Source organism: Streptomyces sp. NPDC040410 (assembly GCF_055595715.1).
This window is the reverse complement of record NZ_JBVIVK010000012.1, coordinates 124,391-138,740: the sequence shown is the minus strand read 5'-3', so window position 1 is coordinate 138,740 and position 14,350 is coordinate 124,391. Positions and strand designations below refer to the sequence as shown.

Annotated in this window: 15 protein-coding genes; 7 read left to right on the top strand and 8 right to left on the bottom strand. The window is 69.0% G+C overall.

Annotation, left to right across the window (positions count from 1 at the left end; all coding sequences use genetic code 11):
• Positions 1 to 122: 122 nt before the first annotated feature.
• Together ACZ562_RS23875 and ACZ562_RS23870 are read right to left on the bottom strand one after the other, a co-directional pair.
• On the bottom strand, positions 123 to 839 hold the full coding sequence (locus ACZ562_RS23875; RefSeq protein WP_471182536.1) for a YidC/Oxa1 family membrane protein insertase: 717 nt from the start codon (positions 837 to 839) through the stop codon (positions 123 to 125).
• 122 nt (positions 840 to 961) lie between these two features.
• On the bottom strand, positions 962 to 1,273 hold the full coding sequence (locus ACZ562_RS23870) for a DUF6412 domain-containing protein (RefSeq protein WP_471182867.1): 312 nt from the start codon (positions 1,271 to 1,273) through the stop codon (positions 962 to 964).
• Between the two features lie 430 nt (positions 1,274 to 1,703).
• Between ACZ562_RS23870 and ACZ562_RS23865 the strand changes: the two genes are divergently transcribed.
• The 3 genes from ACZ562_RS23865 (at position 1,704) to ACZ562_RS23855 (ending at position 3,837) form a co-directional block, all read left to right on the top strand.
• Entirely contained in the window at positions 1,704 to 2,111 is a 408-nt protein-coding gene (locus ACZ562_RS23865) for an RICIN domain-containing protein (RefSeq protein WP_471182533.1), read from the top strand.
• A 123-nt stretch (positions 2,112 to 2,234) separates the two neighbouring features.
• Complete coding sequence (locus ACZ562_RS23860; RefSeq protein ID WP_471182531.1) at positions 2,235 to 3,245, top strand: hypothetical protein; 1,011 nt, start codon at positions 2,235 to 2,237, stop codon at positions 3,243 to 3,245.
• 172 nt (positions 3,246 to 3,417) lie between these two features.
• Positions 3,418 to 3,837 carry a DUF3592 domain-containing protein gene (locus ACZ562_RS23855; RefSeq protein WP_471182528.1) on the top strand — a complete coding sequence of 140 codons (420 nt, stop codon included), beginning with the start codon at positions 3,418 to 3,420 and terminating at the stop codon, positions 3,835 to 3,837.
• Positions 3,838 to 3,909: 72 nt separating this feature from the next.
• Here ACZ562_RS23855 and ACZ562_RS23850 read toward each other — a convergent pair whose 3' ends face one another.
• Positions 3,910 to 4,032 carry a hypothetical protein gene (locus ACZ562_RS23850; protein WP_471182526.1) on the bottom strand — a complete coding sequence of 41 codons (123 nt, stop codon included), beginning with the start codon at positions 4,030 to 4,032 and terminating at the stop codon, positions 3,910 to 3,912.
• A gap of 3 nt (positions 4,033 to 4,035) precedes the next feature.
• Here ACZ562_RS23850 and ACZ562_RS23845 point away from each other — a divergent pair, with 3 nt between their 5' ends.
• The gene (locus ACZ562_RS23845) at positions 4,036 to 7,116 is read left to right on the top strand and encodes a DEAD/DEAH box helicase (RefSeq protein ID WP_471182524.1); all 3,081 of its coding nucleotides are present in this window, start codon (positions 4,036 to 4,038) and stop codon (positions 7,114 to 7,116) included.
• Positions 7,117 to 7,299: 183 nt separating this feature from the next.
• Here the strand turns inward: ACZ562_RS23845 and ACZ562_RS23840 are convergent, their stop codons facing one another.
• Positions 7,300 to 7,686, bottom strand: a complete 387-nt coding sequence (locus tag ACZ562_RS23840) for a winged helix-turn-helix transcriptional regulator (protein WP_471182521.1) — start codon at positions 7,684 to 7,686, stop codon at positions 7,300 to 7,302.
• 107 nt (positions 7,687 to 7,793) lie between these two features.
• On the opposite strand from ACZ562_RS23840, the gene ACZ562_RS23835 reads away from it, so the two are divergent.
• Positions 7,794 to 8,639: an NAD(P)H-binding protein gene (locus tag ACZ562_RS23835; protein WP_471182519.1), complete on the top strand. Its 846-nt coding sequence runs from the start codon at positions 7,794 to 7,796 to the stop codon at positions 8,637 to 8,639.
• 97 nt (positions 8,640 to 8,736) lie between these two features.
• Entirely contained in the window at positions 8,737 to 9,039 is a 303-nt protein-coding gene (locus tag ACZ562_RS23830) for a hypothetical protein (protein WP_471182516.1), read from the top strand.
• Positions 9,040 to 9,138: 99 nt separating this feature from the next.
• Here ACZ562_RS23830 and ACZ562_RS23825 read toward each other — a convergent pair whose 3' ends face one another.
• From ACZ562_RS23825 to ACZ562_RS23815, 3 genes are all read right to left on the bottom strand, one after another.
• Entirely contained in the window at positions 9,139 to 10,131 is a 993-nt protein-coding gene (locus ACZ562_RS23825) for a WD40 repeat domain-containing protein (protein ID WP_471182514.1), read from the bottom strand.
• A gap of 75 nt (positions 10,132 to 10,206) precedes the next feature.
• Positions 10,207 to 10,356 (bottom strand): hypothetical protein, encoded by a 150-nt coding sequence (locus ACZ562_RS23820; RefSeq protein WP_471182881.1) that lies wholly within the window; start codon positions 10,354 to 10,356, stop codon positions 10,207 to 10,209.
• Positions 10,357 to 10,411: 55 nt separating this feature from the next.
• Positions 10,412 to 11,731: a DUF445 domain-containing protein gene (locus ACZ562_RS23815; RefSeq protein WP_471182511.1), complete on the bottom strand. Its 1,320-nt coding sequence runs from the start codon at positions 11,729 to 11,731 to the stop codon at positions 10,412 to 10,414.
• 218 nt (positions 11,732 to 11,949) lie between these two features.
• Between ACZ562_RS23815 and ACZ562_RS23810 the strand changes: the two genes are divergently transcribed.
• Positions 11,950 to 13,284: an SGNH/GDSL hydrolase family protein gene (locus ACZ562_RS23810; protein ID WP_471182509.1), complete on the top strand. Its 1,335-nt coding sequence runs from the start codon at positions 11,950 to 11,952 to the stop codon at positions 13,282 to 13,284.
• Positions 13,285 to 13,587: 303 nt separating this feature from the next.
• Here the strand turns inward: ACZ562_RS23810 and ACZ562_RS23805 are convergent, their stop codons facing one another.
• The gene (locus ACZ562_RS23805) at positions 13,588 to 14,334 is read right to left on the bottom strand and encodes a DUF1707 SHOCT-like domain-containing protein (RefSeq protein ID WP_471182507.1); all 747 of its coding nucleotides are present in this window, start codon (positions 14,332 to 14,334) and stop codon (positions 13,588 to 13,590) included.
• Positions 14,335 to 14,350: the final 16 nt, after the last annotated feature.

The window sequence follows — 14,350 nt, the reverse complement described above, 5'->3', positions numbered from 1 at the left end:
CCACGCGACAAGCCACAGCAGGCCCGCGGCCGAAGACAACCCGCGGTTCCCCCTCCCAGCGGATTGTCTGCGCGTCTTCGAACCCCGTTCACGGACTGGACCGTGCCCTCGGCTCTCTCCTGTCAGCGGTACAGCACCGCCCGCTCCACCGCGCTCCACGTCGTACTGGTCACCACATACAGCCCGGCGGCCAGCGGCACCACGGCCACGGTGAAGAGCGTGAAGAAGGACATGAACGGGGCGAGCCTGCTGACGGCGCCGAACCCGGGAATCCCCGCGCCGTCGCCCACCCGCACCGTCGAATCCGCGGCGGCGGCCAGCGTCCGCTTCGCACGGCGGTAGTTGAAGGCGGCCACGGCGGCGACGACCGCGAACAGCGCCACGTACACGAGCCCCGCACCCGCGAGAACGCCGCCGCTCAGGGCGTCCGCCCAGCGGTCGCCGAGGGGCGCGGCAAACAGCTGATGGCCGAGCAGCGCGTTCGCCTGCCCGCCGATCGTCGTGCTGGAGAAGAGGTGGTAGAGGAGGAAGAAGGCCGGCAGCTGGAACATGCTGGGCAGACACCCGGCGAGCGGCGACACCTTCTCCTCGGCGTGCAGCTCCAGCACCGCCTTCTGCAGCTTCTCGGGGTCCTTCGCGTGCTTCTTCCGCAACTCGTTGATCTTCGGCTGCAGTTCGGTGCGGGCCTTCTGCCCGCGGGCGGCCGCCCTGGACAGGGGGTGCACAAGCAGTCGTACGAGGGCGGTGAACAGCACGATCGCGGCCGCGGCCGCCGATGCGCCGAACAGCGGCTGGAGCAGGTCGGCCAGGTACTCGACCAGGCTGGCGAAAACGGACATGGGTGAGGAGCCCTCCGGGGGTCTCGTCGTGCCGGCTGAAAGAGAAAAGGGGATGACGGCATGACGACCCACCCGCGCAGGTCACGTACCCGAGTACTCAGGCACTCACATGACGGCGTGCCCTACGCGGCGGTCGTCAAGAGGGCGTGTCCGGGTGCTCGGGGCCGTGGCCGGCCCGCCGCGTCGGGATCGCGTTGCGGCAGGAACGCCGTACGGCGGGCGCGGTCGCGGATGGCCGTACGGACCCGGGTGGGCGGCACGGCCGGCGCGCAGCGCGCGGCGAGCACAGAGCAGAGGGCGAACGTGGAGCCGGCCGCGGCGGTCGCGGCCAGCGCGACGGTGGCGGAGAGGCTGCCGGCGTCGAGCAGCGCGACGTGGAGAAGCAGGAGCAGGAGCGTGGCGGCGGGACGCAGGTTCGCCCAGCTGCTCGTCATGGCCGCTCCCCTCGTCTCCGTGTCCACCAGTATTCCTACCGGATCAGCCTCGATGGGTCCCCGATGGGTCCCGGCTCCGTAGGGGACGTCCTCGACAGGTACGACGGTTGCGCGGGCGGGACATCCGCCGTACGGCGCGAGTCCTTCCCGCAGTCGGCGTGCCGGAAGTATCGCAGCCCACCTGCGGCCGGCAGACGCCGCCCGCTCGCTCTCGGGCCGGGAGCGGTCCTCCCCGTCGCCGTCGCCTTCCGGATCGGCGTCGGCTTCCGGATCGCCGTCCGCCACCCGCTCCCCGTCGAAACCCGCCATGCCCCCATCCGGCCCCGCCCGGTCCGGGTCTCAGTCGGCACAGACCAATACGGGGAGCACCCCTGAGGCCACGCCGCCGCCGTCCGCAGAGTCCGAGGCCACGACACTCTCCCCGGGGTCCGTGTCGCGCATCCGGAACGTCTCGACCGACCAGTGCGTGTCCGGCGACGACGGCGTCTACCCCGGCTTCGGGACCTGCAGTTCCAGCGACTCCTACGCGTGGACCCTGCGCTCCTCCGGCGGCGGCACCTTCGAGCTGGTCAACCGGGCAAGCGGAGACTGCCTGTCGGCGCCCTACAACAACGACTACGCGGCCGGGCTGGAAGCCTGCGGCGGCATCGGAGGCACCGGCTACGTGCAATGGCGTATCGGGAGCGAGACACCTGAAGGTCAGACCCTCAAGAACACCGAGACCGGGCGTTGCCTGGAGATCGCCTCACCGTCCTACGGCGGCGGAAAGCAGGTGATGGTGACCACCTGCAACAGCGACGAGCCCCAGCAGCTGTGGAGAGACGGCGGGACCGCATAGGCACGTCCTGATCGCGTGCCCAGCACGTTCACAGCACGCTCTGGAGCGAGTGACTCGACTCCCGCCCCCCGCCGGCCTGCGCATATCTCTCCTTTGCCGTCGGTCGGCAGTACGGTGTCCCCCATGCGCCCCGACACGCCTGCCGAGAACGCCGACCACACCGCCGAAGCGGCACGCCTGGAGCGGACCGCCGGCCTGTATCCCGAGGACACCGAAGCCCTGCTGCTGCAGGCCGCGGCCCACCTGGAACTGGCAGGCGACCGCCCCGCGGCCACCGCGCTCTACGACCGCCTGCTGTCGTCGCCCGACGGGCTCGAGGACCCGTATCTCGTGCGGGCGCTGAAGGCCTCCAACCTCTGGGAGTACGACCACGAGGCCGAGGCCCGAGCGATCATCGACGGCGTCCGGGCGGGGTCCCCGCAGGACCCGGCACCGTGGGTGATCGTGGCGGAGGCACTGGAGGCGCACGACGAGCTGGAGGCGGCGGAGGCCACTTTCTCGGAGGGGGCGCGGCTGCTCCTGACGGACGGCTCGGAGCCGCCGTACTCGACGCATCCGCTTCTGTTCGGCCGCCACCGGGTGCGGAGGATGCTGGGCGTGGGGCACGACGAGCTGGACATGCTGGCGGACACGCTGCACTCGTCCTCGGTGTCGCTGGACGAGCTCCACGACCCGAAGCGGATCTGGTCCCTGGGCTCGGACAACCCGGCGGAGCTGGCGGCCGAGATCTCCCGGCTCCAGGCGGAACTCGGCGCATACCGGGAGGCCCTGTCCCGCCCGTTCCCGGTGGCGGTCCTGCACTGGCCGGCGGGGGAACTGACGGAGCTGGTGACGGCGTACCCGACGCTGGCGGACGAGTACCCGTCGCATCCGGAGCACCTGGCGACGATAGAGCGGTCACTGCGCGAGCTCGCGGCGTCGGGCACACCGAACCTGGGGATCGTGTCGGGCACGGTCCCTTCTTACGAGGCCTTCGCCGCGTCGGAGGGGACGTCGCCCGGGGACGTGGCGCTGCTCCCCCAGTACGCGACGACGCTGGCGGCACGGGGGCGGGCGGTGGCCTGGCCGCCGCAGCGGGGGGTTGATTGCTGGTGTGGGTCGGGGCGGATTTATGAGGGGTGCCACGGGGCGTAGGGGAGGCGGGGCGCCCGTTCCACAGAAGGCGGGGCGCGGTTTCCCGCGAGGGCTGGGCGCCGGTTCCCGGGGAAGACTCGCGTCCGCGTCGAGCGGTGGCCGACACTGGCCTCCGGGGGAGGCGGCTTTCTGCTTCAGGGGAAGCGGACATCCGCCTCGGGGGGAGCCTGACATGGACCAGCCTTGGCTGACGTTCGCCTTCGTCTTCGCCGCCGGGTGGCTGGCCTACGGACTCCGCGTGGTCCGCCGCGGCCTACGCGAACGCAAGGGCGTACGACTGCTCGGCGTCCGCGGCACCCGCACGCAGGGCGAGGTCGTCCGCGGCCCCCGCCGCGAGGGCCCGACCCTCCACCCGGCCCAGATCCGCTACCAGGCGGGCCCGAGAAACCAGACCTACCGGCGGGCCCCACTGAACGCGGACGTGCACTCTCTGTGGGTGGGATTCGAGGTAGTGGCGCGGTATGACCCGGCGGACCCTCGCAGGGTGGTCGTGGTCAGGACCCAGCGGACGTTCAACCCCGAGACGTACGTGGTGAACGGGGTGTTGCTTTGTTTGTTCGGGGTGGGGCTGGCGGCGTGGTCGTGGGTGTGACCGCGCAGGGACCAGGGTCATCCGAAAACGATCAGATTTCCCTGGAACGCCTTCGATCGTCGGTGGCTGCTGTTAGAACTGAGTCATCTCGTAGAACTGAGTCATCTCGACGTAGGTGATCAAGGAGCAGTCGTGACGGAGCGGGGGGACCTCGGGCAGCCGGTCGCGGGTATCTACGAGAGGCTCATCACCCATGGCATGCACGATGAGCTGGAGCAGCTCGCTGCTTCAGGCTGGAAGGCCATCGATGCCGAGGTCAGCGCCGAGTCGTCCCCTCATGTGCTGGCTCGGCACATCAGTGAGGCCGTCGAGCGGCGGCTGAGTCAGCTGCCGCATGAAAAGCAGGTCGCTGTCGCCAACCGGGTCCTGCGATCTCTGGCTACCTCGACGCCTGAGGAACAGGATGCCGAGGCGGCGAGCACGATCGTCGAGGGTCCGCGGCAGCTCCTCGCTCTCGCCGAGCAGCAGGCTCCTGGGGCCTATGCGGTGCGCCCCCTCACGCCTCTGTCCGAAACCTCGCTGATCACGAACTCTCCTGAAGACCCCAGCCTGGGTGCGGAGTTGAGAGCCGAACTGGCCACCGCAGACCGCATCGATCTGCTCTGCGCTTTTGTGAAGTGGTACGGCATTCGCGTCTTGGAGGACTCCCTCCGCGCCGCGAAGGAACGCGGCGTACAGATCCGTGTCATGACGACGACCTACATCGGTGCCACTGACCGCCACGCTCTCGACCGGCTCGTCCGCGACTTCGGCGCCGAGGTCAGGGTCAACTACGAGCTCCGATCCACCAGGCTGCATGCGAAGGCATGGCTGTTTCGCCGGAAGAGCGGCTTCGACACTGCGTACGTCGGCAGCTCCAACCTGTCGAAGGCCGCACTCCTCGATGGCCTGGAGTGGAACGTGAGGCTGTCGTCGATCGCCACGCCGTCGGTCCTCAACAAGTTCGAGGCGACCTTCGACGCGTACTGGAACGACATCGCCTTTGAGCCGTATGACCCCGACGAGCACGGCGAACGCCTCGATCAAGCCCTGGCTCAGGCAAGCGGCAACACCTCCGCGACTGACCTGAAGATCAGTCTCTCGGGCCTTGAAGTCCGCCCCTACCCTCACCAGCGGGACATGCTGGAACGCCTCCGTGTCGAGCGAGAGATCCGAGGACGGAACCGCAATCTCCTCGTCGCAGCCACCGGCACCGGCAAGACCGTGATGGCAGCCCTCGACTACCGCGATCTGGCCAAGAAGCACGGCACCAAGCAGCCACGGTTGCTGTTCGTGGCCCACCGCAAGGAGATTCTCCGGCAGTCCCTGCGCACGTACCAGGAGGTCCTGGACAACGCCTCCTTCGGAGAACTGCTCCACAGCGGACAGGAGCCGCAAGCCTGGGATCAGGTCTTCGCGAGCGTCCAGTCCCTCAATGTCAGGCGCCTGGAGCAGCTCACCCCAGACCACTTCGACATCATCGTCATTGACGAGTTCCATCACGCCACCGCGGCCACGTACCGGCGGGTCATCGACCACTTCAGGCCGAAGGAATTGCTGGGTCTCACCGCCACCCCTGAGCGGATGGACGGGCTAAATGTCCAGGACGAGTTCTTCGACGGTCGCATCGCAGCTGAGATGCGACTCTGGGAGGCTCTCGAAAACGACCTGTTGTGCCCCTTCCACTACTTCGGTATCCCAGATGGCACGGATCTCACCAACCTCGGTTGGAGCAAGGGCACATACGCCGATCAAGAGCTCGGAAATCTCTATACGGGCAACCACGCCCGTGCTCGTATCGTCGTCAAGCAGATCCGCGACAAGGCCTCCAACCCTGGAGCCATGCGAGCCCTGGGCTTCTGTGTCACCAAGTCCCATGCTCACTTCATGGCCGGTTTCTTCCGCAAGGCCGGTTTCCAGGCTGTGGCGCTGGACAGCGACTCACCGGCCGCAGTACGCGCTCAGGCGCTCGCTGATCTACGTGACGGCAAGCTCCAAGTCATCTTCTCCGTCGACCTGTTCAACGAGGGCCTGGACATCCCTGATGTCGACACCCTGCTCCTCCTAAGGCCAACCAACAGCGCCACGATCTTCCTCCAACAGCTTGGCCGAGGGCTGCGCCGCACGCAGACGAAGCCGGTGCTCACCGTCCTTGACTTCATCGGTCAGCACAGGGCGGAGTTCCGCTTCGAGGAGCAGTTCCGGGCCCTGACGAATCTCTCGCGAAACCGACTCGTCGACCACATCGAGCATGACTTCCCGCAACTTCCCTCCGGATGCCAGATCATTCTGGAAGGCAAGTCCAAGGACCTCGTGCTCGACAACATTCGCAATCAACTGGGCGCCACGGTCAAGACGTTGGTCAACGAGGTCAAGGCATACGGCACGCAGCGACTCGCCGACTACGTCCGTGAAAGCCGACGAGAGATCAAGGAGCTCTACAAAAGCGACAACTCGTGGACGACCGTGCTTCGGAAGGCGGGCGTCGTCAAGGACATCGCGCCCTCAGGAGAAGCGGCACTCCTCAAGCGCGTCCACGCCTTCCTCCACGTCGACGACCCGGACCGGGCCGACGCGTACCTCCGCCTCCTCTCCGACGATGCGCCGTCCTACGAAGTGCTGAGCCCTGCGGATCAGACGTACGCGCGCATGCTCTTCTTCAACTTGTGGGACAACGCGGGCGGCTTCGCCAGCTACCAGGAAGGCATCGAGTCGCTGCTCGACCAACCGATGCTCCGTGATGAGCTCCGGCAGGTGCTGTCGTTCGTGATGGAACAGACCGACCACTTCCCGATCGCCCTTCCCGACAACCACCGCGACATCCCTCTGAAGGTCCACGGCTCCTACAACCGTTCAGAGATCCTGGCGGCTCTCGGAGTGGCTCGCTTGGGCGGCCAGATGCCTCGATCCTTCGCTCAGGGCGTCCAGTGGGTCGAGGAGATCAAGACCGACGCCCTCCTGATCACCCTGGAGAAGAACGAAAAGGACTTCTCCCCCACGGTCCGCTACAAGGACTACGCCCTGAGCCCAACGCTCTTCCACTGGGAGTCCCAGAACGCGACCGCCGCCAACTCGCCGACCGGGTTGCGCTACCAAAACCACAACCAACGGGGCAGCCACGTCCTCCTGTTCATGCGCCGCTACAAGAACACGGACATCGGCAAGTCCCAACCGTGGATGCTTTTGGGTCCGGCGACCTATGAGGCCCACACGGGCAGCAAGCCGATGGCGATCACATGGCGATTGGAGCATGAGCTTCCAGCCGATGTGTGGTCATATGCGGCTATCGCTTCCAGCTAGCCGCGCCACATCGATCCCTCTATTGGTAATCGAGCGGGTGGAATCGGCCCGAAGCGCGGCAGCTCTCTTCCGCTCAGTGCCTCAGAAGCGGTCGGCACCCGTCCTGGACTTCAGCCTTGGTGGGGCGAACTCCACCGCGCACCACTACTTCACCGTCCCCCACCGGAGCTGACCCGTCGGAGATCACCTCTCGGAGTCGTACTCCTGGCGGGCCTCCTCGACCTTGTTCAGGTTCGTGGCGGACCATGTCGCGAGGTGCGCGAAGAGTGGGGCCAGGGTGTGGCCGAGTTCGCTGATCTCGTACTCCACTCGTGGGGGGACCTCCGGGTGGTACGTGCGCACGACCAGGCCGTCGCGTTCCAGTTGGCGCAGACGTTGGGTCAGCACCTTTGGCGTGATCTTGGTGATACGTCGTTCCAGTTCCACGAAGCGCTGCCGTCCGTGTGCGTGGAGGGTCCACAGGATCGGTGTGGTCCACCGGCTGAACACCAGGTCCACGACCGGGCTGATGGGGCAGGCCAGTTGCGGGTCGGTCTCGGCCGATGCCTTCCAGGTCGTGTCGCCGGACATGCCTTTGCATCCCTTCGGGATAGCCACTTTCCTGTAGGTACCTACTATATCGGCGGTGTTAGCGTCCCTTCATCGGCAACCAAGCCGAATTAGCAGGGGAGTTGTTCATGTTTGTGGTTACGGGGGCGACCGGCAACGTCGGCCGAGCGCTCGTGCGGGCGCTCGCGGCAGCCGGCGAGCAGGTGACCGCCACGTCCCGGGGGATCTCGGACAGGGACGTGCCGGCGGGCGTCCGGCAGCGGCGATCCGATCTGATCGATGCCGAAAGCCTTCGGGGGGTGTTCGACGGAGCTGACGGGCTGTTCCTGCAGAACGGTGGACCGAGCGCGCATCTGCTCAGTCCGCGGGACATCCTCGATGTCGCAAAGGCCGGCGGGATCGGGCGGGTCGTCCTGCTGTCCTCACAGGGTGTCGCGACGCGGCCGGAGTCGGCTTCGCACGGGGCTGCGGCACGGGCCATCGAGAACGCCGTAAGGGAGTCGGGGCTGGAGTGGACGATCCTGCGGCCTGGCGGTTTTCACTCCAACGCCTACGCCTGGATCGAGTCGGTCCGTGACGAGCGGACCGTGTTCGCGCCGTTCGGTGACGTCGGGCTGCCGGCCATCGATCCCGCCGACATCGCCGGGGTCGCCGCTGCGGCGCTGCGCGAGGGCCATCACGGCGGTTGTGTCTACGAGTTGACCGGGCCCGCCCTCAGCACGCCCCGGCAGCGGGCCGCGGCGATCGGCGACGCGTTGGGCGAGCCGGTCCGCTTCGTCGAGCAGACCCGGGACGAGGCGCGAGCTCAGATGCTGCGGTTCATGCCTGAGCCCGTCGTCGAGACCACCCTCGACATCCTGGGCAGGCCCACCCCTGCGGAGCGCCGAATCAGCCCCGACGTCGAGCGCGTCCTCGGCCGGGCGCCCCGCACCTTCGGCGAGTGGGCCCAACACCACGTCTCCGTCTTCCGGTAGGGCCCTTCCGTCACGGCCGGGCGCCGTACGCGAGCATTAGCCTGTGATCGCACGTCGTACCAGGACACGGAGAACACAGCGATCGCAGGAGGCAGGCATGGCGAAGGTTCCCAGCTCGGTCGTGGCCGCGAGCGGGCTCGTGGGCGGGTACGGCGTGGCGCGCTGGACCAGGAAGCGGCAGCTCGGCGGGGCCGTGCTCGCCGTCGCCGGGGTCGCGGCAGCTCAGCAGTGGCGGCAGCAGGCCGGCGGGAAGGCCGCGGGGGCGCTGACCGCCGCCTACGTCGCCGCGTTCGCCGGGTCCCATCCGCTGGCCAAGAAGGTGGGCGCCTGGCCCGCCGTGTTCGGGGTGGCGGGGGCCGTGGCCCTGGCGTCGTGGGCGGTCGCCGACCGGCGCGGCTGAGCGGACGCCTCGGCAGCAGCCCCGTCTCTGCCGGCCTCAGCGACAGCCCCTCCCTTATGACACCCCCGACGACCGAAACGCCCGCGTGCGGGAACCTGGTCAGCGGGGGGCCAGGACGGCCACCTCATGGCCGAATCCCACCACCAGCCGACCGTCCGAAGTGACGGCCACCGCGTGCACCTGCTCGGGAAGCACCAACTCCGGTCCGGCCTGCCGGCCGGTGGTCAGGTCCCACACCCGCACCGTCTCGTCTTCGCTGCCGGTGACGGCGACCGGACGGCCGTCCACCACCGCTGTCGCCACCGTGTTCACCGTGCCGGTGTGGCCGGTGAGGGGCCGGCCGACGGGCTGGCCGGTGGTCAGATCCCACACCCGCACCGTCCTGTCGTCGCTGCCGGTGACAGCGATCGGGCAGCTGTCCACCACCCCCGTTGCCACGGCGGTCACCCCGTCGGTGTGGCCGGTGAGGGGCTCGCCGACCGTTTCGCGAGTGTCCAGATCCCACACCCGCACCGTCTTGTCCAGGCTGCCGGTGACGGCGACCGAGCGGCCGTTCACCACGGCCGTTGCCACCGCCCGCACCCAGTGGGTGTGGCCTTGGAGGTATCCGCCGACGGGCCGGTCGTCGTCGCCGAGGTCCCACACCCACCCCATGTTGTCGACACTGCCGGTGACGGCGACGGTGCGGTCGTCGACTACCGCCGTTGCCACCGCCCACACCAAGTAGGTGTGTCTTTGCAGGAATCCGCCGATCTGCTGGGCGGTGGTCAGGTCCCACACCCGCACCGTGTCATAGCCGCCGGTGATGGCGACCGTACGGCCGTCCACCACCGCCGTTGCCACGGAACCCACCTGGTACTCGTTGCCGGTGAGGGGTGCGCCGATGTGCCGGCCGGTGGTCAGGTCCCACACCCGCACCGTCTCGTCTTCGCTGCCGGTGACGGCGACCGCCCGGCCGTCGAGCACCCCCGTCGCCACCGCGGTCACCTTGCCGGTGTGGCCGGCCAGGAGACTCCGGGAGCGGGGGTCGACGATGCTGCCGGTGGCCCACATGACCTCCCACCGCGCTTCGGCTGCGCAATCATCAGACATGACCCGTATGCAATCATCCGGTCGGTACAGGCGCAGGCGGTCATGAACGCGATGTACGTAGCCGATTACGCAGAGTCACCGACTTCGCCCGCAGCCGTCGAGGATCCAGACGGTGCCGAGCCCGATGACGATCGTCCAGTGCCGGCGCGACCACGGGAGGCGGTCGAGGCGGGCTGGGATGGTGGTGGTGACGGTGCGTCCGGTGTCGGCCAGTGCGGTTGCCATGGGGCGCCTCCTCGTCGAGCGGAAACCGGGGCCGGGTTCCCTCGACCAGCCGCGGTTACGCCCCCACCGCCCGTGACACCGTGTAGATCAGCAGCCCCACCAGCGAGCCCACCACCGTGCCGTTGATGCGGATGAACTGGAGGTCACGGCCGATGTTCGCCTCGATCTTGCGGGTCGTGTGCTCGGCGTCCCAGCCGGCCACCGTGTCCGTGATCAGGGAGGTGATCTCCTTGCGGTAGGTGGTGACGACGTACACCGCGGCGCCTTCCACCCAGTTGTCGACCTTGCCCTGGATCTTCGGTTCGGCCGCCATCCGGGCGCCGAGCGACAGCAGCGAGGCCCGTACACGCAGCCGCAGCTCGCTGCGTTCGTCCTCGGCGGCAGAGACGATCATGGACCGTACGGCGGTCCACGCGGAGGCGATCAGGTCCTGGACCTCGCCACGGCCCAGCACCTCGCCCTTGAGCCGCTCGACCCGCGCGCGCGTGTCGGTGTCGGACTGGAGGTCGGAGGCGAAGTCGGTGAGGAAGCGGTCCAGTGCGCCCCGGGCCGGGTGGGAGGGCATGTCGCGCATCTCGGCGGCGAAGCGCAGCAGCTCCTTGTAGACCCGTTCGCCGACCTTCCTGTCGACGAACTTCGGGGTCCAGCCGGGCGCTCCGCCCTGCACCGCGTCCATGACCTGGTCGTCGTGCAGGACGAGCCAGTCGTGCGCGCGCGTGACGATCAGGTCGACGACCCGCCTGTGGCCGCCGTCGGCGACGATCTTCTCCAGCAGCTTGCCTATGCCGGGCGCGATCTCCTGGGCGTCGGCGCGGCGGGTGATGGCCTCGGCGACCACGGCCTGGACGTCGGAGTCCCGCAGGACCGTCAGCGCCCCCCGCAGAGCGGCCGACAGCTCCGACGTCACGCGGTCCGCGTGGTCCGGTTCGGCGAGCCAGGCGCCGAGCCGGCTGCCGATGCCGACGGCGCGCAGCCGCTGCCGTACGACGTCCTCGGAGAGGAAGTTCTCGCCGACGAACTCGCCGAGGGAGACGCCCAGCTGGTCCTTCTTGGTGGGGATGATCGCGGTGTGCGGGATGGGCAGGCCGAGCGGGCGGCGGAAGAGGGCGGTGACCGCGAACCAGTCGGCCATCGCACCGACCATGCCGGCCTCGGCGGCCGCGGCGACATATCGCGCCCAGGGTCCCGCGCCGTCGTTCGACGCCCACTGGGCGAGGACGTAGACGACCGCCACGAGCAGCAGCAGCCCGAGCGCGGTGAGCTTCATCCGGCGCACTCCGCGCTGTTTCTCCTCGTCGGCCGCGCTGAACGTCGTCATGGCGCGGGCGGCAGCGGCGGGGATACCGGCCGTCTCAGCAGGTTCTGTGCGTTCCATCCGCTCCACCCGTTCGTGATCTCCTGCACACATTGTCCCTTCCTGACCGACTCCTGGAACGGATCAGGAGTTCCCGGCGTCTGTCCGGTGGGGGAAGTCACCGGGGGCCTCCGGCGGCCCGATGGGGGTCTTGTTCGGCTTCCTCCTCCCTCATGACGCATCATGAGGTGATCACATCGGAGCCGCCGGCTCCCGTCCGCCGAGGAGACACGCACCGCATGACCAAGCGTCACGGTTATGCCCTGCTTTCCGCGATCGTCTCCGTGATCGTGGCCCTGTCGGCCGCCATCTATGCCGGAGTCGCCGCCGACGACGGCACCGGCGGCAGGAACACCCTCGCCGGGGCCCGCACCCCGCACAACTCCGCCGCTCCCGCCTCCACCGGCGTCTGGGTCGGCGCCTGGTCCGCCTCCCCGGTCGGCGGCGAGCCCGGAACCGAGAGCGCCGGCATGGCGGGCCGCTCGGTGCGCAACGTCGTGCACGCGAGCACCGGCGGTACGAGTGCCCGTGTCACGCTGTCCAATCTCTACGGCCAGTCGCAGCTGACGATCACGCACGCCTCCGTCGCCGTGGCCGCCGGCTCAGGCACTGCGGCGGCGACGACGGACACCATGCGGCGCCTCACCTTCGGCGGCCGGCCCACCGTCGTCATCCCGGCCGGAGCGCAGGTGCTCAGCGACGCCGTCGCCATCCGCGTCCCCGGCGGCAGCGACGTCCTGGTGACCACCTACTCCCCTGTCCGGTCCGGCCCGGTCACCTACCATCCGCACGCCCGCCAGATCTCCTACGTCGCCGAAGGCGACCGCACCGAGGACGTGACCGCGGCCGCGTACACCGGGCAGACCGAGTCCTGGCGCTACCTGACCGCACTGGACGTGATCAGCGACGAGTCGGACGGCACCGTCGTCGTCCTCGGCGACTCGCTCACCGACGGCATAACCTCCACCGCGAACGCCAACCGCCGCTGGACCGACGCCCTTTCCCAGCGGCTGCGCACGGAGGTCGACACCGGCCGGGACGTGCCCCGCTACAGCGTCGTCAACCAGGGCATCAGCGGCAACCAGGTCCTCGCCGACGGCCTCGGCCGTCCCGCCGACAACCAGAGCGGCCTGGGCCGCTTCTCACGAGACGTCCTCGACCGTACGAACGTCAAGGCCGTCGTCATCGACCTCGGCGTCAACGACATCCTGCGCAACCCGAGGCTGGCCGACCCCCACAAGATCCTCGACGGCCTGCGCACGCTGGTCCGCCAAGCCCACGCCCGCGGCCTCAAGGTGATCGGCGCCACCCTGATGCCGTTCGAGGGCCACCGCGGCTACACCGCCGCCCGCGAGTCCGTACGGCAGCGGATCAACGCCGAGATCCGCGCGGGCCACGTCTACGACGCCGTGGCCGACTTCGACAAGGCACTGCGCGACCCCTACAACCCACGCAGGTTCCGCTCCGACTACGACTCGGGCGACCACCTGCACCCGAGTGACAAGGGCTATGCGCGGATGGCCGAGGTGTTCGACCTGGACGACCTGAAGGGCTCGGCACCGGCGGAACTGTAGCGCCGCGGCAGCCGCTCAGGGCGGCTCACTGTGGGACCCGTGAGACCCATGTGGCCCGTGAGACCCATGTGGCCTGTGAGACCCATGGGACCGTGAGACCCATGGGACCGTGAGACCCATGCGACCCGTGAGAGCCGTGGCGAACCTTCCAGCTGCTCCCGCCGCCGCGCCCTCAACCCGCGCAAAACCTCTCAGACTCCGACTCGGGCGATGTGCGGCGGCGGGACACCGGGCGCGCCGGTCGCCGCCCGGACGACGCGAAAGGCCCGGCACCGGCGAAGCCGTGGCGACGCGGCAGCACGCTCAGTGCAGCTCGCCGTGGGAACCGTGGGAACCCTGGGAGCCGTGAGACCCATGGGACCCGTGGGAACCGTGAGACCCATGGGACCCGTGGCCGCCTTCCAGCCGCTCCCGTCGCCGCTCCTCCTTGAGCCGCCGCCGCTCCGCCCGCGGCAGCTTCCGCTCCACGCCGACACCGCCCCAGAACGCGAACCCCTTCACGATCACCCGGGGCGCCCCGGGGTCGCCGGGATCGCCCTCGCGCTGGTCGAAGCCGCCCATGATCCCGATACCGCGCACGACGACCTCGACGCCGGGCGGCACGATGATCTCCATCCCGCCCATGATCGCGACGCAGTTGATCTCGACCTCGCGGTCCGCGAAGTTCGCCTCCCTGAGATCGATCTCGCCGCCGCCCCAGAACGCGAACGCGTTGAACCGCCTGGGCACCGTCCAGCGCCCCCGGCGCCGGAACCCCGACATCACGGCCACGGCCCACGTCGAGGTCCCCTCGCCCCCGACGATCCGCTCCGCCCAACTCCCGTGCTCCGCGGGCACCTTGGTCATCGACAGCCGGGGTGCGTTCGCGGCCGGCAGATCCCGGGTGATCGGCGCCAGCTCCCCGTACGTCCGTGCCTTGTACGTCGCGTCCAGGCGCTCCTCGAACTCCGTCATGTCGAGCCGGCCCTCCGCGAGGGCGTCCCGCAGGACCTCGGCGACACGTTCGCGATCGGCGTCTGACGCTCGGAGTTCCGGAAGGTCGTCGGTCATGTACCGCAGCCTACGA

Bases quoted from the DNA above. Each gene is read 5' to 3' on its own strand.
- ACZ562_RS23875 (WP_471182536.1), bottom strand. From the start codon at position 839: ATGTCCGTTTTCGCCAGCCTGGTCGAGTACCTGGCCGACCTGCTCCAG.
- ACZ562_RS23870 (WP_471182867.1), bottom strand. From the start codon at position 1,273: ATGACGAGCAGCTGGGCGAACCTGCGTCCCGCCGCCACGCTCCTGCTC.
- ACZ562_RS23860 (WP_471182531.1), top strand. From the start codon at position 2,235: ATGCGCCCCGACACGCCTGCCGAGAACGCCGACCACACCGCCGAAGCG.
- ACZ562_RS23855 (WP_471182528.1), top strand. From the start codon at position 3,418: ATGGACCAGCCTTGGCTGACGTTCGCCTTCGTCTTCGCCGCCGGGTGG.
- ACZ562_RS23850 (WP_471182526.1), bottom strand. From the start codon at position 4,032: ATGGGTGATGAGCCTCTCGTAGATACCCGCGACCGGCTGCCCGAGGTC.
- ACZ562_RS23845 (WP_471182524.1), top strand. From the start codon at position 4,036: ATGCACGATGAGCTGGAGCAGCTCGCTGCTTCAGGCTGGAAGGCCATC.
- ACZ562_RS23840 (WP_471182521.1), bottom strand. From the start codon at position 7,686: ATGTCCGGCGACACGACCTGGAAGGCATCGGCCGAGACCGACCCGCAA.
- ACZ562_RS23835 (WP_471182519.1), top strand. From the start codon at position 7,794: ATGTTTGTGGTTACGGGGGCGACCGGCAACGTCGGCCGAGCGCTCGTG.
- ACZ562_RS23830 (WP_471182516.1), top strand. From the start codon at position 8,737: ATGGCGAAGGTTCCCAGCTCGGTCGTGGCCGCGAGCGGGCTCGTGGGC.
- ACZ562_RS23825 (WP_471182514.1), bottom strand. From the start codon at position 10,131: ATGTCTGATGATTGCGCAGCCGAAGCGCGGTGGGAGGTCATGTGGGCC.
- ACZ562_RS23820 (WP_471182881.1), bottom strand. From the start codon at position 10,356: ATGGCAACCGCACTGGCCGACACCGGACGCACCGTCACCACCACCATC.
- ACZ562_RS23815 (WP_471182511.1), bottom strand. From the start codon at position 11,731: ATGGAACGCACAGAACCTGCTGAGACGGCCGGTATCCCCGCCGCTGCC.
- ACZ562_RS23810 (WP_471182509.1), top strand. From the start codon at position 11,950: ATGACCAAGCGTCACGGTTATGCCCTGCTTTCCGCGATCGTCTCCGTG.
- ACZ562_RS23805 (WP_471182507.1), bottom strand. From the start codon at position 14,334: ATGACCGACGACCTTCCGGAACTCCGAGCGTCAGACGCCGATCGCGAA.